We start from the raw sequence: 26,762 nt of genomic DNA, 5'->3' as shown, positions 1-26,762 counted from the left end.
ACCACGAGCGACGAACGCGGAGATGACTCCCGCAACGAGTCCTCGTCCGATGATTGGCTGCGTGCGCAGAAGCCGCCGCACCACGGTTGATTGCCTAAATCTACGTAGTAGCTACGTATCGAGAAGCTGGCTCGCCGTAATTTACTTGTGATTGTTTCACATCGCCGTTATTCGGCCGATATATGTACGGCTTTGTCCCGTATTCAGCGCATGGCGCTTTAGTGACTTCGTCAGCACCGGCCGGTCGGTCCCGACTGTCTCCGCCACTAATAAATGCACGTCAAACGATGTTTGCATGTTAACGAATGTGATTTACATCACATTGATCTTTACGAAAGCTTGCGTTGCAGCGCCGTTACCTAGCGTTTAATGTTCGCACGAGCCACCCACACTGGACTTCCTGGGCCCGGGTGCGGCACGTACGTGTCGACCCGGCGGAACCTGGCTCGGTTCCGGTCGCCAGCCGGAGCGTCGCGCCGAACTAAATTGTCGGTTACACACTGGCAACAAAGGCGCGACAAACTGAGCTGGGCCTGCGAGGACCACCTGTCCAACCTCGATGGTCGAGGTTGACTGTTTTAACCTGATGAGGGGAAGTATGAGCGAGAACCGCACCAACGGTCTGCGCCGCGGAGCCCGCGTAGCGGGCGTCGGCGCTGCCGCTGCCGTGGCCATGGGCCTGCTTTCGACCGGCGCCGCCAGCGCCGATGTTTTTGTGCCGTTGCCGGACGGCCAGAAGAGTGGCCCGGGTGTGACCATTACCCGGACCGGAGAGCATGCCGTCGTGTCGCCGTCGCTCGCGGCCAACGGCGCGGGCCGCGTTGTCTGGGTTTCCGGCAACGCGTCGGCGGATGTCACCGAAACCCCGGAAGGCAAGGTCGGCCCGTGGAATGGCGCGACCAACAACCCCGGCACCAACAACTCCTCGACGCACGGTACGTCGCAGCTGAACACCGGCTACATCATCGGATGTCAGGTCAGCATCGCCGATGACGCGATCAGCCTCGGCCTGTCGGCCAACGCCAATCTCACCAGCGGTGGCCTCGGTGGTTCGTTCGGCATCAACCTCGGTCCGGGCGACGTGAAGTTCGTGCAGATCGAACTGAAGGACATCACCAAGCCGGGTTCCTACTCCGTGGAGTACCAGGACGTCGAGATGGAGATCCAGGGCTGCGCGGGCTATGCCCAGGCCCGCTCCTACACCGTGGTCGAGATCATCGGTGACCACTACTCGAAGACCACCCTCTACGGGATGCCGTTCAGCATTGGCTGACGACTGTCGACTGTCGAAAACTCTTCTCGCTGAAACGAACTCAACCCCTGAGGGAATTACACATGATCAACCGTAAGAACGTGGCGCGGGCAGCCGGTGTCTGTGCCGCCGCAACCATCGCCGTGGGCCTGTTCTCCACCGGTGCCGCGAACGCGGACACCTTCGTGCCGCTGCCGGGTGGCGAGATCACCAAGACGCTGTCCGACGGCACCGTGGTGACGGTCCGTCTGGTCAACGAATCCGCCAACATCAACCCGTCCCTGGGCTCGACCCCGGTGCACCGCAACGCGTGGGTGTCCGGTTCGGCGCGGGTCGAGGTGTCCGGTGACGGCGCCACGGGTGGCAAGATCCGTCCGGGCTACGTGGTCGGCTGCCAGGTCAACATCGACGGCGGCGGCGCTTCGGCCGGCGTCGAAGCCAGTGGCAAATGGGACGGTAGCGACGGTGACGTCGGCGTCAACGGTGGCGGCAACCTGAGCCTCGGCCCCGGCCAGGCGAAGGCCTTCTACCTGCTCGATCGTGAAGTGGCCGACGACTTCGGCAACGAAGATCACTCCAGCCAGATCACGTTCAAGGGCACTAACGGCTCGGTCACCTGGGCCGATTCCACCATCGGCCTGTCCGGCTGCGGCGGCTACGCGCAGGCGCGTGCGTTCGTCAAGGTCAAGGTCGAGACCGACAACGTCATGTCGTACGTGACGCTGTGGGGCCTGCCCTTCAGCCTCGGCTGACGCCGAACACTCAACTCGCACAAGTCAAGCGGGCCCGTCGCTACCGCGACGGGTCCGCTTGCTGTTGCTGTCTGCCGCCGACGGCACTGCCCACCCCGAAGGCAGCCGCGTCGGCACAGTTCTGCTCGCTGCCCGAGAATTCGTTCCGCTAGGGGTCGACAACCATGATCAACCGTAAGAAACTGACGTCCCGCGTCGGACTCGGGGTCGCCGCCACTGTCGCGTTGGGCCTGCTCTCGACCGGCGCGGCCAGCGGGGAGATCTTCATTCCGCTGCCCGGTGGCGAGACCACCAAGACGCTGGCCGACGGCACCGAGGTGCGGCTCGCGCTGGTCGACGAGTCGGTCGCTATCACGCCGACCATGGGCGCCGTGCCGGGACACCGCACCGCGCGGGTGGCGGGGAAGGCGCAGGTCGAGTTGGCCGGAACGCCGGGTGGCAAAGCCGGTTCCATCTTCCCCGGGTACACCGTCGGTTGCGAGGTGGACATCGCCGGCGGTGGTGTCACCGGTGATCTGGACTGGACCGGAGACGTGATCGATTCCGACGCCGGGGTGGTCACCGGTGCCAAGCTGGTGCTCGAGCGCGGTCAGGCGAAGTCGTTCTATGTGCTGGATCTGGAGCAGGACGAGTACTTCGGCAGTGTGGCGTACCCGACGCGTAATCAGTTCGAGGGCAACATCGGAGCGGTCAGCTGGGCCGACGAGGTCATCGACCTGTCCGGTTGTGACGGCTATGCGCAGGCGCGGGCATTCGTCAGTCTCAGCGTGGAAACCGACTCCGTCGTCACCTGGATGACGTTGTGGGGTAAGCCGTTCATCCTCGGCTGACGTCGAATATCAACTCGCCCAAGATAAACGGGTCTGTCGTCGCGCGACGGGCCCGTTTCTCGTTGCCGCGCAAGCAATTCAGGATTCGTGTTTACCGCCCGCGCTGCGTTGACCTTCGGCGAGCAGATCGCGGATCTGGATGAGCACCTCCGCGTCGCTGAGTTCGACGGCTTCCGGGCTGAACTTCCTCTTCACGTGCATGGCGGGCAGCACGAGCACGAAATACAGCACCGCGGCGATGATCGCGAAATTGATCGCAGCGGTGATGATCGGACCGACCTGGACGAAGGTCGCGGGTTTGTCGGCAACGAGCTGGAAACCGAGCCCCAGTTCGTCACTGCCGCCGAAGACGGCCAGGATCGGGTTGACGATGCCATTGGTGAACGCGGTGACGATCGCGACGAACGCGGTGCCGATGACCACCGCCACCGCCAGGTCGACAACGTTTCCGCGGAATAGAAAGTCCTTGAAACCCTTGAGCATTGCCGATATCTCCTCTACGTGTGGAGCTGACAAAGTCGTGCTCGGCGGTCGACGCCTGTGGTATCGCCGATGCTAGTTGACCTTGATGGCAAATGTGTGGACAACTCAATGGAAGACAACGGTGAGCGCGGTATGCAGGGACGCGGCCGCGACCACCGTCGCGTGTTCGGAGTCCATCGCGACCAACACCACGCGTTCCTTTGCGGCCCGTCCGTCGCCGGGGCTGGATACCAGCACGACCGCGGCATCGGTCGCCAGGGTGCGGGCCGGGCGCGCGCCTTGCTCTTCGCCGCCGACCACGTCGACTCGGTCACCGGCGCGCAGGATTTCGGCGACGGCGTTGTCGGCCAACCGGATCGGCACGATCCGCGCGTCCCGCGCACCGGTCGCGGCGGCGGCCAGGCGCGGGCCGACGACGCGGATGTCGGTGAATATCTCGCCGCCGCGCATCGCCCCGGTCAGGGTGGCGCCGATCACGTCGGCGGCATTGCGCACGACACCGGCGGGCAGGGCGGCGGCTTCGCGTGGACTCGACTGCAGATCGCTCGCGGCGAGCACGTGCCCCGGCGCGAGATCACGTCCGGCGACCACGACGGAGGTTCGTTCCGCGCCGGGATCACCGCGCAGGAACAAGGCGATCGCCAGCACGATCAGGACTGCGGCGCCGAGCCGCCGGGCGAGCAAGCTGTCGGCCCAGGGCGGTCGACGCCATACTCCGAAGCGCTGACGACCGAGCTCGGCGGGTGATCGAGTCATGGCGAAAGCCTATGACTGTGCGCGCACCCGCCAGGCCGGAAAAGGGGCTAGCTGTGGATAACTGAGCGGCTGGGGATAACTCGACGAATCAGCTGGCCACAGCGGTGCTGGTGGTCGCACTGCTGCCGTTGGACGAGCTGGAATCGGAGCTGGTGGAACTCGACGAGCTCGAGTCCTTCGAGCCGTTGGAACCGCTGTCGGACTTGGCCGGCTCGCTCGCGGTGGACGCGCCGCTGCGGCTGTCGGTGCGGTAGAAGCCGCTGCCCTTGAACACGATGCCGACGGAATTGAACAGCTTGCGCAGCTTTCCGGAGCACTCCGGGCACACGCTCAGCGCATCGTCGGAAAAGGACTGAACGATGTCGAAGCGGTTGTCACACTGGGTGCACGCATACGAGTAAGTTGGCACAGCATCCTCCGCGGGTTTCGTCATCTGGCACTCTACAGCCGACAGTGCCAACGTTGCCAATCTACCTTTCATTCCGCGGCGTGATCTTCGACAAGCCGGTGCAGACCGCCGCGCGGGGTCAGTGCCCAGCCCATTCGCACGTCGTGTGGCTGCTCGGGCAGCCGGTCGACCAGCTCGTCGTCCCGGACCACCGCGACCAGCCGCGCCTGCGGTGCCGCCGCGGCCAGCGTCCGGTCGTAATAACCCGCCCCACGACCCAACCGGACACCGCGCCGGTCCACCGCGAGCGCCGGGACCAGGACCAGATCCGCGCGGCCGATCGCATCGGTCGGTAGCACCTCGCCGGTCGGTTCGAGCAGGCCGAACCTGGCTCGCCGCAGGCTGTCCAGGCCGGTGTACTCCGCCCAGTTCAACGGTCCCGGCGGACCGGTGACCGGTACCAGCACCCGCGCACCCGCCGCCCGCAACGTGTCGAGCATCTCGGTCGATCCCGGTTCGCCACGCATCGGCACGTACGCGCAGACCCATTCGCCCACGTCGAGCCGCCCGACCGCCGTGACCAGGCCCGCGACCTCCGCAGCGTGCTCCGCGGCCGGTATCGCCGCCCGTCGAGCAAGAATTTCGGTGCGCCATGCATGTTTTTCGCGCTCACCGGGCATCTCCATGTCGATCACCATAGGCTGACCGGAATACCGGTCGGCTCGACGTCGAGTCAGGGGCTGTGACGATGGATAGGGTATGCGCATGACAGCAAAGGCCGGACAATCCGGCGATGCCACGCTGGCTTCGTGCTTCCGCACGGCCGTAGTGCCCGCCGCCGGGCTGGGAACGCGGTTCCTGCCCGCGACCAAAACGGTGCCGAAGGAACTCCTCCCGGTGGTCGACACCCCCGGCATCGAACTGGTCGCCGCCGAGGCCGCCGAGTCCGGTGCCGAGCGTTTGGTGATCGTCACCTCGCCGGGCAAGGACGGTGTGGTCGCGCACTTCGTGGAAGACCTGGTGTTGGAGAGCACCCTCGCCGAGCGCGGCAAATTCCAGCTCCTCGAAAAGGTCCGCAAGGCACCGGGGCTGCTCGATGTGACCTCGGTGGTGCAGGAGGAACCGCTCGGCCTCGGCCACGCGGTCGCCCAGGCCGAGGCCGCCCTCGACGACGACGAAGACGCCATCGCCGTGCTGCTCCCCGACGATCTGGTGCTGCCCTCCGGCGTGCTGGACGTGATGTGCCGGGTGCGCCGCAAGCGTGGCGGCACCGTGCTCTGCGCCATCGACGTACCCAAGGACGAGGTCAGCGCGTACGGCGTGTTCGACGTGGCGACCGTGCCGGACGCGGTGAATCCGAATGTGCTGCGGGTCAAGGGCATGGTGGAGAAGCCCGCGCTCGCCGACGCGCCGTCCACCTTCGCCGCCGCCGGCCGATACCTGTTGGACCGCGCCATTTTCGACGCGCTGCGCCGAATCGAGCCGGGCGCGGGCGGTGAATTGCAACTCACCGACGCCATCGCGCTGCTCATCGCCGAGGATCATCCGGTTCATGTCGTGGTGCACCGTGGGTCGCGCCACGATTTGGGCAACCCGGGCGGCTATCTTCGTGCTGCGGTCGATTTCGCTTTGGAACGTGACGAATACGGCCCTGCCCTTCGGGAGTGGCTGGAGCATCGGCTCGGTCCCGACTGGGATCCGCAGCTGACCACCTACGACTGAGGCGTGGGTTTCGTCGACAGTGGACCGTCGGGTACGAATGATGGTTCACCGTCGCGTGCGCTAATTGGTTGTGCCGAAGCGATATCGCGCGGTGCGATCGGTGGTGTGCGAAGAGATCAGGAAGGGCTGGATGCGCTCGGTTGAGGATCAGCAGATCAAGGTGACCGCCGCGGCGGTCGCGCCTCGGCCGGTCCGGGTCGCGATTTCCGAGGCCCAGGGCCTGCTGTGTGCCGAGGACGTCGTCACCGAACGACCGCTGCCCGGATTCGATCAGGCGGCGATCGACGGCTACGCGGTGCGCAGTGTCGATGTGGCCGCCGCGGGCACCGACATTCGCAACGAGGACGACGAACTGGTCGACCTCACGCTGCCGGTGGTCGGCGAGGTGATCGCCGGATCGCGTCAGCCGATCCGGCTGCAGCCGCGCCAGACTGTGCGTGTCGACACCGGCGCACCGCTGCCGACGCTCGCGGATGCCGTGCTGCCCTTGGACTTCACCGACGGCGGCCGCGCGAAGATCAAGATCTACGAACCGGTTCGCTCCGGCGACTACGTGCGGCGCATCGGCGACGATGTGCAGCCCGGCGATGTCGCGGTGCGCGCGGGCACCATCATCGGCGCGGCCCAGGTGGGACTACTAGCGGCCGTCGGACAGGACAAGGTGCTCGTGCATCCGCGGCCGCGGTTGTCGGTGATCTCGGTCGGCGGTGAGCTCATCGATATCGATCGCACACCCGGCCCCGGCCAGGTCTACGACGTGAACTCCTACGCGCTGGCCGCCGCGGCCAGGGATGCGGGCGCGGACGTCAACCGGGTCGGCATCGTGAGCACGGATCCGCGCCGGTTGCGCGACGTGGTCGAGGGGCAGCTGGTGCGCTCCGAGGTCGTCGTCATCGCGGGCGCGGTGGGCGGCTGGGCCTCGGATCAGGTGCGCGAGGCACTCGAAGGGCTCGGTGAACTCGAAATAGCCCGCGTCGCCATGCATCCCGGTTCGGTGCAGGGCTTCGGCAGGCTCGGCCGCGACGAGGTGCCCACATTCCTGCTGCCGTCCAACCCGGTCGGCGCGCTGGTCGTTTTCGAGGTGATGGTCCGTCCGCTGATCCGAATCGCCTTGGGGCGCAGGCATCCCATGCGGCGGATCATCATGGCCAGGACCATCACCCCGATCAGTTCGATGGCCGGTCGCAAGGGTTATCTGCGCGCGCAACTCATGCGCGACGAGGCCACCGGCGACTACCTCGTGCAACCGCTCGGCGGCGGCGCGGGCGCCTCGTCACATCTGCTCGCCACGCTCGCCGAGGCGAACAGTTTGATCGTGATAGACCCCGACGACACCGAGATCCGCACCGGTGACGAGGTCAGGGTCGCTTTCCTCGCCCAGCGCGGCTGAGGCGTGGAGGCGATGAACGTGTTCCGGGTGACGCAGCATCCGGGCTGGCCCGCGCGGCTCGGTCCGGTGCGCGTCGGGGCCGGACAGGTGACGCTGCGCCCGGTGCGGCTGCGCGACGCCGCCGCGTGGAGCCGAATCCGATTGCGGGACAGGGCCCATCTGGAGCCGTGGGAGCCCACCGGTCGCGGGGCCTGGGAGGCGCGCAACCACGCGTCCAACTGGCCGTCGCTGTGGTCGAGCCTGAAGGCCGAAGCGCGGCGTGGGGCGATGATTCCATTGGTGATCGAGGTGGACGGCGCGTTCAGCGGGCAGTTGACCGTCGGCAATATCGTGCGCGGCGCGCTGCGTTCCGGCTGGATCGGTTACTGGGTGGCCAAGGATCTCAGCGGCCAGGGTGTCGCGACCGCGGCGCTGGCGCTCGGCCTCGACCACTGCTTCGGGCAGGTCGGCCTGCATCGGGTCGAGGCGACGGTGCGGCCGGAAAACCTGGCCAGTCAAGCGGTCCTGCGTAATGTCGGTTTCCGGGAGGAAGGGCTGCTGCGCCGCTACCTCGACGTGGACGGCGCCTGGCGCGATCACCTGCTGGTCGGCATCACCGTGGAAGAGGTCTTGGGCACGGTCGTCGACCGGCTCGTCCGCGAGGGCCGGGCCGTTCTGCCCTGAGAATCGTGCAATACGGACACGCCCGGCGCATCCGACGCGCGGAAGAATTGGTGGCTTTGTGACAGGTGTGGCGTATGTGCACGGCGCGCCTGCCGGATCTCGACGCGTCACGGAATTAACCTACGGACGTCGGAGGTGCGTCCTGCACCCCCGGCAGGGAGCCTGCGAGGCGACCGGCGACCACGCCGCAGCGACGGATGGAAGCCGGGCGGACGCGGGGCGTGCTGCGCACCGCTCGCCGGCCGAACGGACCACACCAGGCCGGGACGGAGGTGCTGACGGCAATGCCGAATTCGATTCTGTGGATCGGCCTGGTAGTGCTCTGGGTCTTCGTCCTGTTCCCCATCCTCGCCGACCGGCACCCGAGGATTCGGCGGACCACCGACGCGGCACTCGCCACCCGGGTGCTCGTCCGCGGAGATTCCAAGCGGCGCACCAAGAGTGGACCCGCCGCAGGCCACGAAACCGACCCCAATTGGCGGCCACGCCGCGCACAGAGAAAGCATCCCCACAGCGATGATGCGGAGGACCGGATGACAACACCGGCCGACGAACCCGTCACCGAAGGTGACCTGCCCGCGATCACCGAAGGCGCGGTGCCCCACCCTGATCCCGACATCGCTGACGCCGAGCTCGCCGACGCCGAGCTGGACGACACCGAACTCGCCGACGCCGGACTGAGCGACGCCGAGCTGGACGACGCCGAACTCGCGCAGGCCGACGCGGACGCCGAGGCGGCCGACACCGAAACGGTCACCGCCGACACCGAATCCGCCGACGTGGACGAACCGGCTGCGCCGCACGACGACGCGGCCGATGATGACGTAGTGGGCGAAGAGCGCACCGAACCGACCGCGGCCCGGATACCGCCCGCGCGCTCCACCGCGCCCGCCCGCGTCACCCACGACGACGACTACCTCGACGACGAAGCCGACGACCTCGATTACGTGCCCACCCGGCGCGGCCGCGGCGGCTACGACCCCGAAGCCGACGCCATCGCCCGCGCCGCCCGCTACACCTTCCGTCAGCGCGCCGTCCTCGGCCTCGTCCTGGCCGGACTGCTATGCGGCGGACTCGCCGTCGCGGTGAGCCCACACTTCTGGTGGGGCAGCGGCCTGTCCTCCTTCGTCCTCATCGGCTACCTCACCTACCTGCGCAAGCAAGTACGCATCGAAGAAGACATCCGCCGCCGCCGCGCCGCCCGCCTCAGCCGCGCCGAACAACTCGGCGAACACCGCGCAGGCCCCCGGCAAACCCAAGCCGCCCGCGCCGCCATGGACCGCGACACCGCCCGCGCCCTGCGCCGCCGCTCCGCCCTCCTCGAAACCGACGACGAAGACCCCATGTTCGACCACCTCGACCCCTTCGACCCCGCCACCGCCCGCGCCCTCCGCGACCGCACCGGCGGCGGCGACATGCGCCGCGCCGCCGGCGAATGACACCAGCGTGACTCCGCATAATCCCAGGTAAACCGCACGATTCGGAGTCTCGCAACAACCTTTGCTAGAGTGACTGAGCGCGGTTCCCCGGAGCCGCACGGGGCTATAGCGCAGTTGGTAGCGCGTCTCGTTCGCATCGAGAAGGTCAGGGGTTCGATTCCCCTTAGCTCCACCAAAATCCCAGCTCAGGCTGGGATTTTTGGTTTCTGGACTTCCTTCGCGGTGGCTGATCTTCCAACTAAGTCCCAACTAATGCGGTCTTGGTCATCTCTGACCGCTCACGGCCCTATCGAGGGCTTCAGCAGCTGCCCGGTGAACTCGGCCACGTGCCATGTAGTGCCGTTGGGTCATGGCCGGGTCGACGTGCATCAGGACATCCGCCGTCACTCGCGCAGACAAGCCAGCGTCATCGAGAATCGTCGCCACCGCGCCACGGAAGCTGTGCGCCGTCACGTCGTCCGGAATGCCCAACGCGTCGCGAACCCGCTGCCATTCATGCCCGACGTTGCGGGAGCGTCCCGGATCAGGGCCTCAGTGCGGATAGGTGTCTCGGAACGCTTCGCGGAGGGTCATCGCGTCGGCTGCGTCGCGATCCTCGATCCCGGAGACAACTTCGGACACGCGCCAGTAGTTCGATGGAACCAATCGGCCTGATGTGACGGCCGTGAGTGCGACATTCGCCGCCTCGTCCGGCTTGTCGGCGGCGACCAGGGCCAGTCCCAAATCCAAGTTGGCCGAGGCGATTCGGCGAGGCCGGGCTGTCGCAGCGCCCATGAGGTCGGCGAGTACGTGCCGGGCGTAGGACTCCGCTGCCGGGTCGCCAAGCCACGCAAGTGTGGTGGCCACGTAGGCATCCGATTTCGCAGGGTCGTAGCGAAAGTGGTGCTCTGGTCGATCGGGAGTATTCAGTCCGGACACCAGCCTGGCTACCCGCCGCAACGTGCCGTAGGTGCCCTTGCTGTCGCCTAGTCGTGCCAGTGCGCGGCCCTCCTGGGCAGTCGCTTGGATGAACGCCGAACTGTTCTCCGGGGCAAGGGCCTGTGCCGCGCGGGACAATTCGGCCGCCGCTGCGAACTTGCCATTGGTCAACTGTTGCCATGCCCGTGTCTCCAGGCACCATGCTGCGATCTCGGGGTGTCCGGCTTCGTCCGCCAACTTCCATGCGAGGTGCCCGCGTGCCGCAGCAGCGGATGACTCGCCCAAGTCGATATGACATGTGCTCGCCAGTAGCGAGAGCCAGCCGACCGTGATGAGTAACCGGCGGTGCTGTGGCAAAGTCTTGCGGCTGTCCATCAAGCGTCCGGCGTAGCCGAGATGCTGCCGTATGCGGAGGAGTAATTCGCTCGGAGGAGTTGTCGGGTACGCCGCAGCCAAGTCGTCGACAGACAACTCCAAGCGGTCGAGGGTGTCTCCACCTAGATCCGACGCCGCTACCCGATGGACCCATTCCGCCGCTGCCTGTTCCCCATCGGCTGGCTCGACAAACAGCGCTGAGCCAAGCCCCAGCGCGTCAGAGTAGGCACTGACATGCTCCGGATAGATCGGGCGCTGTCCAGTCTCTAGCAGACCAAGGTATGGCTTGCTGTAATGCGTGCGAGCTGACAGCGCCGACAGACTCAACCCAGCGGCTTCACGCGCAGCACGGAGCTGGGCACCGTTGGGGATAGTGGCGTCAGACTCCACAGTCCCAGCCTAACCGCCGCTGGGGGGCCTGTAGACGCATGTAGACGCGAACCCATGCAATCCCAGGCATACGCGGTGGTTGTCTGAATTGGTGCCCGGTAGGTGCCTCGAGTCGGACCGAGTCACCCTCACCCTTCCAAACCGCTAGGGGCCGGGCCACCTAATCCACTCCACGCGAGCAGGGGGCCTAAAGCCGATGAAGAACATTTCGTTTGGGGATACACCAGTCTCTCGATGCGTCTACTACCGCCTGGTGTGCGGACTGGCCGCCAACATCGACCCGCCCGGCTCCGAGCCCATCACCTTCCTTGCCGGGAGTTGCGGCGCACTGACCATGCCCGGAACGTTGGGAAGCGTTCTGCGCCAACACATGCAGCGCCACGGCGTAGCAGTCGGCCCGATAGTCGCCCACGTCGGCTCGAACCGGTGGAGTTTCCTGGTTCGGCCCGATGTGCCCGATGACGACACACGTGTATTCAACGACTTGTTCCGGCTGAACGTGATGATCGTTCGGGAGGGGGCAATCCCTTTGCCGTCGCCGACAGCAGAACCCGGAGGCGGCAGCAGGCGATGGATTGAACTACCTCGCAACACATTCCGTCCCTCGGGCAGGGCCGTAGTGCATTCGATACTGGCGTGCACCGGTATCAATCGCGATCCGCGATCGTTGGCGGTGCATCGTGTCTGATGAAGCGACCGACCGCACGGTGCTGCTGTCGCAATGTCGGGCAGCGGTATTCCGTGCAGCCACAGTCACTTTGATGGCAGTGACGTGCCCGTCCCGCGAATGCGGGGTGACGGTATCGGTAGTCGACGGAGTGATCGGCGCACATCTCGGCATGTCGGGTGAATGCCCGCTGGGCGAAGTCCGGGTCGTTGATGACCGCGTCGCGGTTGCTGACACATCCGAAGCGGCGGCGTCGTCATGAGGGACCGGGGCGAGCTCACCAAGACTCAGCTGTTGGTCATGCGCGCGATGGACGACGGACGAGCCCACGATATCGATGACCTGGCAGCAGATTTGGGGCGTTCGAGCCGCGTCATCGCGCGGACGATGACCTGGCTTCAACAGGAGGGCTACGTGCAGGTCGCGCGGTCGTGGCGGCTGGCGCCGGTCGCGCACCGGGAACTGGCCTCACTCGATATCGAATCCTGCACCAGCGCGGAGGTGCGGAGGTGAGCACACGCCAGTCCCCGCACCCCGAGGAGCCGGACGTCCACCTACGCGTCACGCTGCGGGGCGAATCGCTCGACTTCGCAGCATGCCTTACCTCGGCGCTGTTCTTCCTTCAGGAGCAACGCCAGCGGCACTTTATAGATGATGTCGACGTAATCGCCGGAGACACAACAGGTTTACGTCGATTGCCGGGCGAACGACTCTACGACGGACCATGAACGAAGGTGAGTTGCTTGTATCTTGACCCGTGGACGCGCGACACTGGCTCGTTCGGGCCACGACGAGAGGGGTAGCCCGTGGGTGACGACGAACAATTGAGTATGGACCTTGGTGTCGAGCGGACCGAGTGGGGTAAGTGGGTCGACCCCGAACGCCGCACGGCGCAAGCTCAGAAGTTCATGGACTACGCGGGCGTAACCGACTTTCCGTCTGAGCCGTGGCCGGAAGACTCATCAGAGATAAAGCGACTTAACCCCATCGTCGCAGAGTTGTTTCCCGACATGGCTACCGCAAAAATCTCCGACTGGGGTGACGCCTTCATCTGCTTCGTCGGCGAATGCTACGTGAGGTTTGCTGGCGCTCGTTGGATTGAATGGGATTGGGCGGATGATGAAGACACGTTTTATGACAAGGTGAATCCCGCCCTCGAATGTGACACCGAGGATGAGGACGAGATATCGGCTTGGGCGTTGATGAACGACATGATCAACTACTCGCCTAACAGTTACGACGGCATGTTCTCCTACGCAGCTGCGGCGCTGCGTGAATATGCGACCGACCATGAAGCTAAACGCCGCGGCGAGTCCTAACTGTCACGTGGCGGGAGGCTGCTCGACTCCCTTCCCTTGAGTTCCATACACCGGGGGGTGTGGTTAGCGATGGATGGATACGATCGAGACCGGTATGGGATCGATCCGAATACGCGTGGCCGGATCTTTGAAAACGGCACGTACAAACATTTCCGTGATCGCGAGAACGGCTATGTGCAGCAGTCGGAGAAATACCGTGCCGCAGGCGTAAAGATCCGCTTCGACAAAGTCAAGGACCTTCAGGGGAAGATCCACAGCATCGAAGAGAAGTCCGGCAGGATGGATACCCCTAAGGACGCTAAGCAGTTAGAGGCTGTACGCGAACTTATCGAGAAGGGTGTCATCCAGCATCACACGCTAAGGACTGTCGCTGGTGAGCTAAAGTCTCAAGAAGTACAGCAGCTGATCGCTGGCCTGGTTCGCGACTTCCCGGATAAATTCACACACCATGTCATCTCACGAGAGACTGCCCGTGAGATTTGGGCTAAGGGGCTCCAGCGGGAACAGGGTACGCAGCTCGAGTTACCGGGCGTAGCGCAGAAGGCACGTGAACAAAAGGGCGTCGACCTTCAAAAACGTCGGGAGAAAGTCGCTGACATTGCCAAAGTGCGCGACCGTAAAGAGCGCGCCCGCGAGCGGCTCGCGAACATTCGTCAAATCGTTAAGGCGCGGGAGGAACAGGACCGTGCCAGAGCCGCTGGCGAGGCAGCCGCTAGACGAGTAGCGCTGGATTTTCCCGCGCCTGAACATCTCCGACGAGTTGAAGCGCCTACGGCTGACCGAGCCCCGGCACGCGAAGCGCCCGCGAAGACCACTCAAATACGTGGATCACCCGAAGCAGCGGCCCTGGTCGAACTAGTGGAACGTGACGCCGCCCGTCTCGCGGCGCGGGATTTCCCGTTCCCAGTGCCTGATAAGCCCCGGGAGCAACAAACCGTCGAGATTGGGGGAGAATCTACCCGGGAGGTGGCCGACACCGTCCGAGTAGAACGTGCGGCAGAGAAAGCCCGAGTCGAGCGTGACGCGGCCGATAAGGCAACAGCCCGGGAGCGGGCAAGAGCAATGGAACAGGCTCAACTGCAAGGCATTTCACCCGAAGTCAGGGATCTCCTGAAGTTAGGTCAAGCCCAACCTCCAACGGCGGCAGTGGAAACGAAACCGGGCTACGCGCCCGGTGTCGAGCGCGGCGGTACCGGCCAAGGGCGAGACCTACGCACACCCGAAATAGGGCCACGCAGCCACTGAATTCCATCCCGAACGACTCACGTGATCCAGTTCGGGTAATGCGGCAGTCAGACTTGGAGCCGGCGCATCACCGCCAGCCCCAAGCGCGTGTCTGGACGTATGTTACTTAATCCATCGTTGCGTGCCGCTCGAGAGTCATGCGACAGGACTGAGGTCGACGCTCGATGACGCGCCCGAGCCCACTATACGGTAGGGGATGCTGACGCCCTCTTCGCAATACGGTTTCCCATTGAACGCCATTGCATCGTGCTCACCTCGATACACTGCCATGCCTATTGAGCCATCTTTGTTTATAGAATAGTCACCTTTATATGGCGTTTTCCCCGGGTGCTTCATGATGACTTCTCCATGTTTTGGATCAGATCCTTCGTCGGGCGGATTGAATGTCACCTCGTAATCTTTTATGCCGTACCGCATCGACCCGCTCCAGTTGCCGTAGTAGTCCTCGATCTTTGCTCCGCACTTTGGCGCTGCGGAGGCGGATGGGGCTATTATGACCCCTGCTCCAGCAGTCAAGATGCAAGCGGAGACAAGGACGACAGTTCGTGCTCGGTCAAAGCGCATAGCAATCCCATCCGTAGAGGTGGACCAGCCGATCCGGTTCACCGTATCCCCACGTATTCGGACCAGCGACGACTCCGGATGGGAGTGTCACGCTCGGTCGCGACGCGCCAACGCACGGCTTCCTGTCGCGCTGAGCATGCTCGATGATGTGAGCGAGGCAACGAGCACACGCGGGTCGCCGGTACTTATCGCTCACCAGTGCTAACTGAAGTCAGCCTAGGTGGGGCGCGGCGCAGAACGTCTTACGCTGATTATGGTGCGTCGACAACCGCTTCGCGCGAAGCTTGTTCGCACGCTCGACCTACGGCAAGTGAACGTGTGCCGTCCGAATAGCGCTGGCAACCAGCGAGGCGCTGGCTGCTCGAACACGAGCCACAACTTGTGCAGAACGATACGAAGCGGTAGCCGCCACTTCGACATGCGACGAAAGCCATAGCGGGCGAAGTAGTCCGGCTTCTCGGTCGCAAGCCACACGAACGTGGCGCCGGCCCTTGCGGCCTCGGTCATACACGCCCGCACGAGCATCCCGCCGGCACCTCGGCCCTGTGTGTCCGGAACGACCGCCACCGCGAGAATTTCCGCATTCGTTCGCGTGTGATGTTGCAGCGCAGCACAACCGACATGCTGCCCAGCCTTGACCGCGACTACGAAGTCGTCGAGGTTGCGGCGGATCCGACCGCTGGACTGCTGGAACAGCGACGCATCGGCGGCGTTCGCAGCGAGCTGTCCGCTCATACCACGACCCGGGCGGTTATGACTGGTCAGAGGTGCCGGTCGGCGAATGCGTCATGGTGCCCGCGTACTGCGGCGCAACCTCCTCCACTCGCCGCGCGGCACCACGCCGCACGCGGGTAAAACCACATGAGGCAACGAAGCGACTACTCGGCATTTCGACGAGTCAGCGGGGCGGATTGACAAATGCCGGACCTTAGGTGATGATCTTGGAGGCGCTATAGTTGTGCCTTCATCTTGATTCGCGGGACCTCTCCCCTCACGGTCGGTATGTCGCCGAACTTCGACTGTTGTTGCCGTGCAGCTACTTTGGTGGATGCGCGAGGCGTGCTCGGTCCCTGCGCTGCGTTTAGCTCCCCAGTCGGCATGGTCGTTGTCTCCCCATTTGATCCAACTGTACCGTTGTCCGGGTGGCAGGGGGTCTTCATCCTAAAGTCGTTCGGTATCAGTCAATCCCGTGTGGTGGAGCGTGCATCGATGAATGACGTCTTAAAGTAAGAGTCTCCAAACAAGTTGCGCAGCAATGCTGTACGACTGTATATCCTTGGCGTACGCGACCGGCAAGACGCTCGATTCTGTGAGATGTCCTCCTGTTAAGGCTATTTGAGCCCTGGGGTCCTTCTGTTGCTGCGTGGGATGACTGCCTGGTGTGTCGAATCCCCATGGACTACATGCTGGTTTCGGGCGAAACGCAGGCCGATCGACACGTAGACCCCAAACGCACTGTCCTGGTATCGAATTGGAGGATCAGCTCTGAACGGGAACCTGAGGTAGGGCACTGAAGTCGCGACTTGTAATAAGAGTCGCGGCGCGTGTAGTTCCGGCGTCACGAATTACGTCTGGAATGGATTGATTCCGGTGCTGCTGTTCTGTCAGATTTACGCCCGTCTATGGGCTCGGGGATTGTGGAGTGTGATGAAATATCGCCGTCAGAGCGACGCCTCGGTGCGTTGGCTCCTTGCTAATTGGTATCGCTGGAGCGCGGTGGCGCTGTCAATTCTGCTGGTCGCGACATTGGTGCAGATAGTGGTGTCGCCGCCAAGTGCGGCGGCTCCGTTGACGACACGGGCTGTGCCGTTGCTGGCGGCAGGGGACAACCCGTCCTCGGCGCTCGAGCGCGAACCGGAGCCCCCTCTGCCTGACGCCGATTTCGTGCCGTTGGCGCGCGTTGGGGCGGTCGATGGTCCTGGTGTGAGTTCGCGGCAACGGGCGCAAGAGGAGCTGAAGACGGTGCTGGTCGCCCCGGCCGATAACGCAATTCTGGCTTCCGAGACACCCCTGTTGAAGGTTGCCGTAACCGGCGCCGCGGAAGGCGCGAAGTATTGCTTCAAGGTGTCGACCGGTTTCGACGGCCGCACCGGCAGCGTGGCGCAGTCGGGGTGCCTGCCGGAACCGCAGTGGACGGTTCCCCGCAATGTGGTGGCGAACGGCGGCCGATACACCTGGACCGTCGAGACCGTCGCCAAGGGTGCGCAGACGCCGACACCGGCGAGCTGGGTCGGTCATTTCACGATCGATCAGCGCACAGGTGACCCGAAACCGACCCCGACAGATTCGCTGGGGCCGGTGACGGTGAACCTGTTCAACGGCAATGTCCGTCTCGATGCCTCAGGCCCGATCTTCTCGGCGCTGGGTGGGCCTGCGGGGGTCAATTTCGCCTACAACTCGCGCCAAGGTGAGTCCCGGGGTGTGCGGGCCTCGTATTTCAACGATGCCAACCGCGATGGTTCCCCCGACGACGCCGCCGCTGTGCTGGTGCGGGCCGAATCTCAGGTGGATCTGCACTGGAGCAACAAGTGGCACGACGAAACCAGCCGGGATCCCGTGCCGCCAGGGCTGAGTACCGAGGGGTTCATGGTCCGGTGGGAGGGGTATTTCCGGGCCCCGGTCGCTGGCGACTACCGTTTCGCTGGCGCGCACACCCCTGGAGCGAAGATCTGGGTTGGCGATCGGCTGGTCTACGACAATCCTGAAGCCGGGGGCATCTTCCATGACAAGTTCACCGAGGCTGGTCCGAAGCGTGACGACGAGGTGTCTCTGAGTGATGGTCAGCGGGTGCCGATCAAGGTTGAGCTGTATCACCATTCCGCTGATTCACCGGCAATGGTGTTGTGGGTCAAGAGCACTCAGGGCACCGCTGGTGGTATGCGTATGCATAACCTGATTCCGCGGATCGCGCCGGCTCAGTGGCTGTACCCCGCTGACCCGCCACCGTTGCCGGCGGGCTGGACATTGTCGATGCCGGCCAGTAGCTACAGCCACGCCGCGATGCTCGACGGGGCGGTGGTACTCACCGACGGTGCGGGCGGCAAACATAGCTGGGCTCGCACCTCGGGTGGATACGTTCCGCCACCTGGACGCGACGGCGTCGTGGCTTTCGACGCCCGTGGCCGACTCTCGGTGACCGAGAACGGGGTGGTGTCGCTGTTCAATCCCGACGGCAGTCTCGCTGAGGTGTCGACCGTGCTCGATAGCAAGAAGCCCGCGTCATTGCAGTACCGCTACCGAGGTTCTCCGTCACGGCTGTCCGAGATTGTCGACCCGGTGTCGGGGCGCTCGCACACCCTGCACTACAACACTGATGGCAGTAACAGTTGCTACGGCGGGGCGTCGCTTCCTGCGGGGGCCAATTCCGCTCCCGCGCAACAGTTGTGCCGCATCACTTATTGGGACGGCACCGAAACCCGGCTGTGGTATCTGCTGAACGTAGTCGCTCGGATCGAGAACCCGGGCGCGGCTATGCAGGACTTCAGCTACACCAACCTCGCCGATGTCCAGAAGGAATATCGCAAGACCAGCAGCGAAGTCAAACGCCAGGAACTCCTCGCCACTATCGGACCGCTGAGCTTTGTTCGCGGGAACCTGGGCCACGACTGGGCTTCGATCCAACAGTTCCCCTCCCAGGCACTGGTACACACGGCGATCCAGTACAAACAGTTCGTCGAAGAGCCGGGGGTGCCCGAACGCCTGCGGGCTGTCGCTGTCACCGGACCGTCCTCCGATGGCGGTTACATGGGCAAACGGCCCACCCACTATTACGGCTACGACATCGGCGGCAGGCAAGCGATCGTCAACGTCGACGGGATCGGCGGGTTCAACTCGCCACCGGAAAATACTGTCACCTGGGATGATGCTGGTCGCCTTCTTGCCTCGACTAACGCCGTTGGCGACACCGTCCGCAGCGAATGGAACGCTAAAGACCAGCGAACAGCCACGATTGACTCGACCGGTCGCCGCTCGACGGTGATCTACGACCACACGGACCGGCCGACCGACAGTTATGGTCCGGCTCCAGCGGCCTGCTTCACCGGGCAGTTGCCGACCCCGCAGTGCGCGAACACGATGCCCCACACCAATACTCGGTACGACAAGAATCTGGCCGGGTTGGAGGCCGCCTACTACGACAACCCGTTCACTTCCGGAGTCCCGAAAGACTGGGCGACCGGTGTCGGCTCCGCCGACGGCAGCCTGAAACGTAGCTGGGGATCCACCCCGCCGGTGGCGAACAAGGGCGGCTGGTCGGGCCGATTCACCGGCGAAATCAAGTTCCCTGCGACCGGCGCTTATGCACTCGGGTTCACCGTCGTCGATGGTGTGCGGTTGTGGATCGATGACGTACTGACTGTGGACAGCTGGACCGACAAGGCCGCCACCGCTGTCCCGGGCACCTACACCAACACCACAGCCGGTAGCTGGCATCGAGTCCGGGTCGACTACTACAACCGCAGTGGCACCACCGGGGCACTCGATTTCACCTGGAAACCCCCGGGCGCCGGCTCCGCTGTCACAGTGCCAGGGCAGAACCTGGCACCCCGCTACGGTCTCCAAACCGACCAGATCGCTGAGAACACCTCCGGCGGCGACACCGAACGCGCACCCGCGAAGAAACTCGAGACAAGCTACTCAGACCCCAACAATGGGATCGACCCCGTGTTCGGGCTGGCAGTGTCCAAAACCGGAGACCCGGGCGGCATCAACCTGACCGGCCGGACGCTGATCGAAAAGCCCGGCCAAGGCTACCTGCGCCAACTGGCCGCAACCCTGCCTGGCGGTGACCTCACCAATCCCGACAAGCGCGGCACTGTCACTTACTACGGGGACCGCGAAACCCGCTCGAACCCCTGTAAATCGAACTCCCCAGCTGCCAACCAGGGCGGCATGGTCAAAACCGTTCGGGGACCCAAGAACTCGGACGGATCAGCCAACGCGGTCGAGTCGGTGTACGACGGCGCAGGCCGCCTTGTCGCCGCCCGCACCAACACTGAGCCCTGGTCATGCATGAGCTACGACGCCCGCGACCGCATTGTCGAGAAGTCGTTCCCGGCGATGGGTGACAAACCGGCCCGCACCATCACCTACGACTACGCCATCGACGGCAACCCGCTGAAACTGAAGGCCAGCGACAACAGCGGATCGACCACCACCACGATCGACCTGCTCGGCCAGACCGTTTCCTATATCGACGCAAGTGGGGTCACAACCGCCAGGGAGTACGACATTGCCGGACGCACGGTCAGTGAAACCACGACCGCCAAGGCGACTACTTCAGCCCTGAAATATTACTGGGATGACGCGTCGCGGCTGACCGGCTTAGACCTTGACGGGGCACGGGTTGCAACCCCGGGCTACACAGCGGGAATCCTGGACAAGGTCGCCTACGGCAACGGATCCAACCTCGCGATCACCCAAAACGATGCCGGCTCAACGACCGGCCTCTCATGGAAAGTAGCCGGGTCCACCGTCGCCAGTGCGGTCACCCGATCCCGTGACCAACGCATCACCGACGAAACCATCACCGACACCGCTGGATCCGGCGCCACTTACAACAGCTCCTACACCTATGACGGTGTCGGCCGCCTGGTCGCGGCTGCCGTGCCGCACCATAAGCTCACGTACAGCTTCGCTGGTGACAACGGGTGCGGGCCGAACAAGAAAGCGGGGTTGAATACCAACCGCACCGCTTTCACCGACAGCTTCAACGGTGCCCCTGCAACCACCACCAACTACTGCTACGACGACGCCGACCGGCTGCTATCCACCAACGGTGCCACCACCCTGTCGTTCACCTACGACACATACGGCAACGCCACCAAAATCGGTACCGACACCCTCGGATACGACTCCACCCTCCGACACATCTCCACCACCACCGCGGCCGGACGCTCCGTCGTCTACACCCGCGACGTCACCGACCGCATCACCAAGCGAACCGTCCGCGACAACGCCAAACCCGCACAGGTCACCCGCTACGGTTTCACCGCCGCCTCCGGGGGCCCCGATTTCGTCCTCGACGATTCCGGAACCCTGCGCCAACGAGTGCTGAAACTGCCCGGCGGCGCTCTGCTCACCAAGAGCTATACCGACACCAAATCCGCCAACTGGTCCTACCCCAACATCCACGGCGACATCCTGCTCACCACCGACCACACCGCTACCCGCACCGGCGCACTCCATCTCTACGACCCCTACGGCCAAAACATCGACCCCGTCACCGGCGTCATCGGTGACATCCCGATCCCCGCCACCGCCGAAGGCGGCATGGACTTCGGATACCTCGGCCAGCACACCGTCCCCATCGAACACGTCGCCAGCCAACAAGCCCTCGAGATGGGAGCCCGCACCTACCTACCCATCCTCGGCCGGTTCCTGCAAGCCGATCCCGTATCCGGCGGGTCAGCAAACGCTTACGACTATGTCAATGGCGACCCGATCAATAGCCTGGACCTCAGCGGCAGATGCCCCACGTGCGCCGTGGCGCCGGCCATACCGCCCCTGGTGGGCGCCGGTCCGCTCGGGTGGGCGGGTCTCGCGGCTCTCGGAGCTGGTGCCGTCATCGTAGGCATCTGGGCCGCGGCGGAAGCTGGCGATGCTGCCGCTGGAGGAGAAAAAACGGCAGAGTCGCCATTAACCGACAAAGCTTGGGCTCACATTAAGGCCCGCCACCGTCCCCTCGGGGATGAGGTCGATGAGGAGTCGAGTATCTTTACGGGCAAAGAAGATAAGGTAATAAAGAAAATCTACGATACTCTTCAACGGGCGACCCCTAAAAAGAATACTCCGGACCCTAAAACCGGGGAGCCTCGAGAAGGATTGGTTTATGAATGGGATTTCGGCCAAAAGGTCGGAAAGGCGGGCCCCGCGAACGGAGGCGGTGACTTGACCGGTGTTCGCGTAGTTGTGGACGAGGTCACCGGAAAAGTCATAACCGCTTTTCCGGTCTAGTGGGACTATTTCAAATGAATATAACTATTATTCAGTTCAAGAAGGGAAGGGTAGCGATGGGAATTCGGCGACAGAATGAGACACATAGCAGTCGGGCGTCACAGAAGTCGGATGCCGCCAATTTCTCTATAAGCAGTAGGGGATAATGTCAGCGTGTCGAATATTCAGAGCTTCACGCCAACGGGCTGGATCGCCATCTTCACTGGGACCGATACGCTCGTAGGCCGGTCGGTAGAGGTGGATGCATGGGATACATCGACGGGAACCGCGCTGGTTGTCGATGCTGAACGTGGAGTCCGGCGCTTGGTCACGGATTACCCCGACTTCTCGCATCTCGAACGGGCGAACCGTGTAATCGCGGCGCTGCCCGGTGCGGGGTGGCGCGTCCGTGATCTTTATTGGGGGAAGGAGAAATCTCCGGTTGAGGAGGTGCTCGCGTGGCTGGTTAAGTCGAATGGTGAGCTTACTGCGATTACCGTGGATGAGAACGGCAACTTCGGTTCGGCTGAGGATGCCCACTGGTGCTACCCCCCAGGGGTGGAACCAGATCAATAACGTTGTCAGCGGTCACGTAATTGGTCTACCGGGTCAGGGCTGGGTTCAGCGTCACGGGGTGGCGCAGCTGGCGAACATCGCGCACGAAAGCTGAATGCAGGACTGGCCATCGAGGTATTCGATCCGGCACGCCTAGATGAGTTCGAGCTTGGGGCCGTGCTAGTTGTTCGTGACACCCACTGACTCCTCTACATGACTTGAGCTTTGGGGGAGAGGTGCTCAGCGTCCCTCTCTCGGGGACTCCGTACCTACTGATATATCGGCTGGTCAGGGTGAGTGTTCTGGACTTGATTGGCCTCGGAGCCGGACGCTCCTGAGTTCGAGTAACGTGACATATGGTCCACTCGTTTAAAAGCCGCAGGTCAGAGACCTGCGGCTTTTTTGATCGGTTGATCCAGATTGGTTGATTGCACGGCTGACCTGCGTCGATGGTTGCAGGTCGGGGTTCGAGTGGCGTTAGGTGTCTGGCATCCAGCCGGTCAAAGTGGCGTGAACTCAGGGCCCTGCGTGCTTCTTGTCGGTGGGCGCCTTTGGGGTGATCGGCGGGTGAGGCAGAGCCCGGCCTTCCGTGATCTGTTCGATGTCGATTGTGCTGTAGTCGCCGGTGGCATACAGCTCGAACGCTGTCTGCAGCAACGGCCCCTGCTTCGGGTCGACCTCCACGGTACGGATCTTGCGGCCGTCCTCGGTCTCCAGCATCACGTTGAGAAAGCCGAGCGCTGCTCGGCCGAGTGTGCCGCCCTTCCAACCTCGGCCACATCAACCCAAGTGCAGCTCTATCTGGTGGAATAGTTCATGTTGTCCCGCATCGGCTGATACATGACCTCATCAACCCAGTGACAATAGATCGAGGGCGTACCCTGGAGCGTGAGTTTACTGCAATACATTTTGTCGTTACGCCACGCCGCGACCTCTGCGCGAGGCTTACCCCAAGCTCTGGTGAAGTCTCTGACGACTTCGAGAGCTGGCTTAAGGTCGGTGTCGAGTGACATCAGGATGCCAACCTCGTACTCATGACGATGCGCCATCAACGCGAGGTCGATCGCCAGCTGCACGTCGATGCCCTTTTCGCTGGGTTTCTCGCCCGGAAGGCAGTCCGGCCAGTTGTGCGGATACCTCAGTGGCCTCGTGATGACAGTTACCGACGGAAGTGCGCCCCAGGTCGCGATCTGCTTGCGTGCCGCACCATGGCCCTTCGGATCCTTGGATGAGGGGAGTCCGCGGTAGATGCGTACTTCGTGCAGCACGCGATCATAGGGGCTGTCGGCTGCCAGGTGTTTCCCTAGCGCCAGCGGGTCAACTTGCCCACACCAGTGCGGGTCAGTCAGATGATCGTGAAAGACTGATCTCGCAGCTCTATAGGTGTTCTGGTAGTCGACGAAGACTACGACGCGATCCGTCATAGGACCTCTTGAGGGCAAAATAAACCCCGCCAGTGCGGCCCCAGAGGGCCGGACGGCGGGGAGGAGTGGCTTCCAGGTTAGTCGCGCAGTGGTTGCTGGGTCAAGGGGCAAGCTGGTGTGAAGCTGGTTCCGCCTATGAGTTGGCCTTCTCTTACCCGTCGACAACTTCGGCAGCAATCCGTCCCCGACTCGACACCTCGTGGCCTTTCTTGCGCGCCCACTCACGGATGGCGGCGGAACGATCCCGGTCGATCGCCAGCCGGGTGTTGATCTGCTTGCCCCAGCGAGTGACGGCGCTGAGTCGAGCCCAGCTGCGACTTTTGGCCCGTCTGCTCTCGGTACGAACGCGGGCCGCCGGCGGTCGAAAGTTGTTCGGCCCGGGGGTTTTCCACGCGACCACCTGGCCGGTTCGAAACGTGTGGGTCGAGACAGATGAGTGAGCGGTTCTGCGGCACGACCTGCCGAGTGCGCGCTCACCGATCGGGAAGGATGAAGGATATTGCGGAGTCAGCGCGGCATGCGTGGCCGTTCGGAAAGGGTCGAATGCCTTGAACCAGGTCATCGTGTTGCGTTCCGACGGGATGCGGCACGTTTAACGGGGACCGTCGCTGCATCGGGCGTCGTGGGCGCCGAATCGTCTATGGGCTGGAGCGGATAATGCCCTTTGCCCAAGACGAGCCGCCATACGCTCATGACCAGCCCCAGCGTATCGACGAACAGCGTTGCGGTTGCCGCCGTTACCGTCGCCGGCTCGAAGTCGCTGAAGTTAAAGATGATGTAGCCGGACGTAATCGCGATTCCCGGTAAAAGCACTACCGAGATCCATCCCATCGCCAGCTTCAGGACGAACCATCGGCCATCCTGCTTTTTCCGCTGGTTGAATGTCTCGCGCAGTTGACGAACTTGTTCTTGCTTCCGCGCCAGCTCGATCGCTACACCGGCAAACTCATCTGGCTGTTCACTTGTCACTTCGAGGCCGCCTACTGGAGATGTTCACCAGGACTGCGATTGACGTTGAAACGGCGGAAGCAACTGCGATGACAACGAGGTTTGCGATGTTCGACTCCGTATTCCAGGCCAGAACCACCGCTAGCGTTGTCCCCACGACACCCATGAGTAGCCCTATGGCAGCCGTCGTTCGTATCAAAAAGGACGACCACTTGGCAATGGCTTGATCTTGTTCCTTTAATCGTCTCTGCAGATACGATCGCTCGGCTTCAAAAATCTCGCGCTCAAGATTAAGGTTCGGGGAAGGTACCGATGTGTCGAGGCTTTCCTGGATCAAGGCAGCTGTTCGGGCGGGATCTCTGGCATCGTCTGGGCCGATAAATTGGTAACGGGACAAGAGCGGAGGGAGCTCCGCGTGTCGGTCGAGAACTATAGGGATGAGCCGAATGTTTCGATCTCGACCTGCTCGCGTCGCGGCAAAAGCGATTTCCTGATCAATCGCTGAACTCGCCGATGATGACTTAGAGGTAATCAGTGCAAACCCGTCGGCGTCGTCCATCATCCGGTGGAGTGCGGAGGCCCAGCTTGTGCCTGCCATCAGCGCCATGTCCCCTGTCACTTCAATACCGCGCTCCCGCAGAGCTTTTGAAAGTTGTTGGGCATAGGCGGCGTCGTGCCGCGCATAGCTGACGAATACTCTCATAAGGCCCTTCCAGTTACCGGCTGATCTAGAACAACTCAGTCTCGTCTATTCTCCCTCAATCTCCGGCACCTGCAGCCCTCTTCGTCCGCTTTCACCAACCCCTCTGGCACAGAGGCTGTTTCGTCCCACGTCATCATCCACCGCGCCCCCTTACATTCTCTAGCAAGCCTCCCTACAAGACGATCTGACCTGCCCGGAACGTGCCCTTAAAGTGAACCGTCACGGGTAAGGGATCGGCTTCGGGTTCAGACCAGCGCCGGTCGGCGTGGTGAGTGTTGAGAGTAGGACGCGGCTTCGTACTCGACGGGTGTCAGGTAGTCCAGCGTGGAGTGCAGGCGGGCGTTGTTGTACCAGTCGACCCATTCCATGAGGGCGAATTCGACCTCGGCGAGGGTTTTGAACGGCCCGTGCTGGTTGACGACCTCGGTTTTGAACAGCCCGGTCGTCGATTCGGCGAAGGCATTGTCATAGGTATCGCCAACCGAACCTATTGATGCTGAGAGTCCTTGTGCTGCAAGTGATTCAGTGAACTTCAGCGATGTATATTGCGACCCGGCGTCGCTGTGGTGGATCAGGCCGGGCTCGACTGGATGCCCGTAGTGATCGCGCCGCCAGATCGCCATGGTGAGCGCTTTGGACACCAACGCGGTCGTTTTCGTGCCCGCGACGGTCCAGCCCACGATCGCGCGGGAGTAGGCGTCGAACACGAACGCGACATAGGCCCACCCGGTCCAGGTCGAGACATTAGGTGAAATCGGCTACCCACACCAGATTCGGTGCGACCGCGGTGAAGTCGCGGTTCGGTTTTGTCCCCGGCGCGCGCCCCGTCCTTAGCGGCGATGGTGGTGCGCAGTCGCCGGCCTCTGATCGCTCCGTTGAGGCCGATTTCGCGCATCAGCCGATCGACGGTGCAGAAGGCTGGGCTGTCCTGATCTTCTGTCCGCTGGGTTGTGAGATTCCTACCCGTGGAAGGATCTCCGCCCGTGCCGATGATGTACTCACCGCAATTTCGTGAGCGAGCTGTCGCCTTGATCATCGATGAAGGT

The 26,762-nt window shown here is 63.3% G+C and carries 26 protein-coding genes, 1 tRNA gene and 3 pseudogenes; 15 read left to right on the top strand and 15 right to left on the bottom strand.

Features of this window, described 5'->3' with window-relative positions:
* Positions 1-598 precede the first annotated feature (598 nt).
* From IBX18_RS00145 to IBX18_RS00135, 3 genes are all read left to right on the top strand, one after another.
* Entirely contained in the window at positions 599-1,273 is a 675-nt protein-coding gene (locus IBX18_RS00145; RefSeq protein ID WP_135237613.1) for an MspA family porin, read from the top strand.
* Between the two features lie 62 nt (positions 1,274-1,335).
* On the top strand, positions 1,336-2,004 hold the full coding sequence (locus tag IBX18_RS00140) for an MspA family porin (RefSeq protein WP_194831806.1): 669 nt from the start codon (positions 1,336-1,338) through the stop codon (positions 2,002-2,004).
* A gap of 164 nt (positions 2,005-2,168) precedes the next feature.
* Entirely contained in the window at positions 2,169-2,834 is a 666-nt protein-coding gene (locus IBX18_RS00135; RefSeq protein WP_194831805.1) for an MspA family porin, read from the top strand.
* Between the two features lie 78 nt (positions 2,835-2,912).
* Here IBX18_RS00135 and mscL read toward each other — a convergent pair whose 3' ends face one another.
* The 4 genes from mscL to IBX18_RS00115 form a co-directional block, all read right to left on the bottom strand.
* Complete coding sequence (gene mscL / locus IBX18_RS00130; protein WP_107659346.1) at positions 2,913-3,317, bottom strand: large conductance mechanosensitive channel protein MscL; 405 nt, start codon at positions 3,315-3,317, stop codon at positions 2,913-2,915.
* A gap of 105 nt (positions 3,318-3,422) precedes the next feature.
* Positions 3,423-4,073 carry an SAF domain-containing protein gene (locus IBX18_RS00125; protein ID WP_194831804.1) on the bottom strand — a complete coding sequence of 217 codons (651 nt, stop codon included), beginning with the start codon at positions 4,071-4,073 and terminating at the stop codon, positions 3,423-3,425.
* A gap of 88 nt (positions 4,074-4,161) precedes the next feature.
* Complete coding sequence (locus IBX18_RS00120) at positions 4,162-4,482, bottom strand: FmdB family zinc ribbon protein (RefSeq protein WP_135237612.1); 321 nt, start codon at positions 4,480-4,482, stop codon at positions 4,162-4,164.
* A gap of 68 nt (positions 4,483-4,550) precedes the next feature.
* Entirely contained in the window at positions 4,551-5,147 is a 597-nt protein-coding gene (locus IBX18_RS00115) for a 5-formyltetrahydrofolate cyclo-ligase (RefSeq protein WP_228540232.1), read from the bottom strand.
* A 79-nt stretch (positions 5,148-5,226) separates the two neighbouring features.
* Between IBX18_RS00115 and IBX18_RS00110 the strand changes: the two genes are divergently transcribed.
* The 5 genes from IBX18_RS00110 (at position 5,227) to IBX18_RS00090 (ending at position 9,850) form a co-directional block, all read left to right on the top strand.
* On the top strand, positions 5,227-6,183 hold the full coding sequence (locus tag IBX18_RS00110; protein WP_107660953.1) for a UTP--glucose-1-phosphate uridylyltransferase: 957 nt from the start codon (positions 5,227-5,229) through the stop codon (positions 6,181-6,183).
* A 130-nt stretch (positions 6,184-6,313) separates the two neighbouring features.
* Positions 6,314-7,573 carry a gephyrin-like molybdotransferase Glp gene (glp, locus tag IBX18_RS00105; RefSeq protein ID WP_107660952.1) on the top strand — a complete coding sequence of 420 codons (1,260 nt, stop codon included), beginning with the start codon at positions 6,314-6,316 and terminating at the stop codon, positions 7,571-7,573.
* 12 nt (positions 7,574-7,585) lie between these two features.
* The gene (locus tag IBX18_RS00100; RefSeq protein WP_194831802.1) at positions 7,586-8,236 is read left to right on the top strand and encodes a GNAT family N-acetyltransferase; all 651 of its coding nucleotides are present in this window, start codon (positions 7,586-7,588) and stop codon (positions 8,234-8,236) included.
* A 284-nt stretch (positions 8,237-8,520) separates the two neighbouring features.
* Positions 8,521-9,675, top strand: a complete 1,155-nt coding sequence (gene glpR, locus IBX18_RS00095) for a gephyrin-like molybdotransferase receptor GlpR (RefSeq protein ID WP_194831801.1) — start codon at positions 8,521-8,523, stop codon at positions 9,673-9,675.
* Between the two features lie 99 nt (positions 9,676-9,774).
* Positions 9,775-9,850, top strand: a tRNA-Ala gene (locus IBX18_RS00090).
* An 89-nt stretch (positions 9,851-9,939) separates the two neighbouring features.
* On the opposite strand, the pseudogene IBX18_RS00085 reads toward IBX18_RS00090, so the two are convergent.
* The 3 genes and pseudogenes from IBX18_RS00085 to IBX18_RS41850 form a co-directional block, all read right to left on the bottom strand.
* Positions 9,940-10,197, bottom strand: a pseudogene (locus IBX18_RS00085) (tyrosine-type recombinase/integrase); the annotation flags it as partial.
* A 9-nt stretch (positions 10,198-10,206) separates the two neighbouring features.
* A complete protein-coding gene (locus IBX18_RS00080; RefSeq protein ID WP_228540562.1) occupies positions 10,207-11,070 on the bottom strand; it encodes an XRE family transcriptional regulator in 864 nt (287 codons plus the stop codon).
* A 105-nt stretch (positions 11,071-11,175) separates the two neighbouring features.
* Positions 11,176-11,358 (bottom strand): annotated as a pseudogene (locus tag IBX18_RS41850) (helix-turn-helix domain-containing protein); the annotation flags it as partial.
* Between the two features lie 680 nt (positions 11,359-12,038).
* On the opposite strand from IBX18_RS41850, the gene IBX18_RS00075 reads away from it, so the two are divergent.
* From IBX18_RS00075 to IBX18_RS00055, 5 genes are all read left to right on the top strand, one after another.
* Entirely contained in the window at positions 12,039-12,287 is a 249-nt protein-coding gene (locus IBX18_RS00075) for a hypothetical protein (RefSeq protein WP_194831800.1), read from the top strand.
* Entirely contained in the window at positions 12,284-12,538 is a 255-nt protein-coding gene (locus IBX18_RS00070; RefSeq protein ID WP_194831799.1) for a hypothetical protein, read from the top strand. The genes IBX18_RS00075 and IBX18_RS00070 overlap by 4 nt, the downstream gene beginning before the upstream one ends.
* Positions 12,535-12,753 (top strand): hypothetical protein, encoded by a 219-nt coding sequence (locus IBX18_RS00065; protein WP_194831798.1) that lies wholly within the window; start codon positions 12,535-12,537, stop codon positions 12,751-12,753. Before IBX18_RS00070 ends, IBX18_RS00065 begins: the two co-directional genes overlap by 4 nt.
* Before the next feature lie 78 nt (positions 12,754-12,831).
* Positions 12,832-13,344, top strand: coding sequence for a hypothetical protein (locus IBX18_RS00060; protein ID WP_194831797.1), 513 nt, complete (start codon positions 12,832-12,834; stop codon positions 13,342-13,344).
* A gap of 69 nt (positions 13,345-13,413) precedes the next feature.
* Positions 13,414-14,589, top strand: a complete 1,176-nt coding sequence (locus IBX18_RS00055) for a hypothetical protein (protein WP_194831796.1) — start codon at positions 13,414-13,416, stop codon at positions 14,587-14,589.
* A gap of 135 nt (positions 14,590-14,724) precedes the next feature.
* Here the strand turns inward: IBX18_RS00055 and IBX18_RS00050 are convergent, their stop codons facing one another.
* Both IBX18_RS00050 and IBX18_RS43340 read right to left on the bottom strand, forming a co-directional pair.
* Positions 14,725-15,105, bottom strand: coding sequence for a hypothetical protein (locus tag IBX18_RS00050; protein WP_194831795.1), 381 nt, complete (start codon positions 15,103-15,105; stop codon positions 14,725-14,727).
* Between the two features lie 264 nt (positions 15,106-15,369).
* Positions 15,370-15,888: a GNAT family N-acetyltransferase gene (locus IBX18_RS43340; protein ID WP_194831794.1), complete on the bottom strand. Its 519-nt coding sequence runs from the start codon at positions 15,886-15,888 to the stop codon at positions 15,370-15,372.
* 912 nt (positions 15,889-16,800) lie between these two features.
* On the opposite strand from IBX18_RS43340, the gene IBX18_RS00040 reads away from it, so the two are divergent.
* Positions 16,801-22,107, top strand: a complete 5,307-nt coding sequence (locus IBX18_RS00040) for a PA14 domain-containing protein (protein ID WP_194831793.1) — start codon at positions 16,801-16,803, stop codon at positions 22,105-22,107.
* A 153-nt stretch (positions 22,108-22,260) separates the two neighbouring features.
* Complete coding sequence (locus IBX18_RS00035; RefSeq protein ID WP_194831792.1) at positions 22,261-22,662, top strand: hypothetical protein; 402 nt, start codon at positions 22,261-22,263, stop codon at positions 22,660-22,662.
* A 495-nt stretch (positions 22,663-23,157) separates the two neighbouring features.
* Here the strand turns inward: IBX18_RS00035 and IBX18_RS00030 are convergent, their stop codons facing one another.
* From IBX18_RS00030 to IBX18_RS00005, 6 genes and pseudogenes are all read right to left on the bottom strand, one after another.
* On the bottom strand, positions 23,158-23,361 hold the full coding sequence (locus tag IBX18_RS00030) for a hypothetical protein (RefSeq protein WP_194831791.1): 204 nt from the start codon (positions 23,359-23,361) through the stop codon (positions 23,158-23,160).
* A gap of 77 nt (positions 23,362-23,438) precedes the next feature.
* Positions 23,439-24,065 (bottom strand): NYN domain-containing protein, encoded by a 627-nt coding sequence (locus IBX18_RS00025; RefSeq protein WP_194831790.1) that lies wholly within the window; start codon positions 24,063-24,065, stop codon positions 23,439-23,441.
* Between the two features lie 151 nt (positions 24,066-24,216).
* Positions 24,217-24,399, bottom strand: a pseudogene (locus IBX18_RS43335) (histone-like nucleoid-structuring protein Lsr2); the annotation flags it as partial.
* A gap of 224 nt (positions 24,400-24,623) precedes the next feature.
* Positions 24,624-25,034 carry a hypothetical protein gene (locus tag IBX18_RS00015; RefSeq protein WP_194831789.1) on the bottom strand — a complete coding sequence of 137 codons (411 nt, stop codon included), beginning with the start codon at positions 25,032-25,034 and terminating at the stop codon, positions 24,624-24,626.
* The gene (locus tag IBX18_RS00010) at positions 25,024-25,716 is read right to left on the bottom strand and encodes a toll/interleukin-1 receptor domain-containing protein (protein ID WP_194831788.1); all 693 of its coding nucleotides are present in this window, start codon (positions 25,714-25,716) and stop codon (positions 25,024-25,026) included. Before IBX18_RS00010 ends, IBX18_RS00015 begins: the two co-directional genes overlap by 11 nt.
* Positions 25,717-25,961: 245 nt before the next feature.
* Complete coding sequence (locus IBX18_RS00005) at positions 25,962-26,471, bottom strand: IS3 family transposase (protein ID WP_306796159.1); 510 nt, start codon at positions 26,469-26,471, stop codon at positions 25,962-25,964.
* Positions 26,472-26,762: the final 291 nt, after the last annotated feature.

It is taken from the genome of Nocardia sp. XZ_19_369 (assembly GCF_015355715.1).
Classification (GTDB): Bacteria; Actinomycetota; Actinomycetes; order Mycobacteriales; family Mycobacteriaceae; genus Nocardia.
This window is presented reverse-complemented; position numbering and strand designations above follow the sequence as displayed.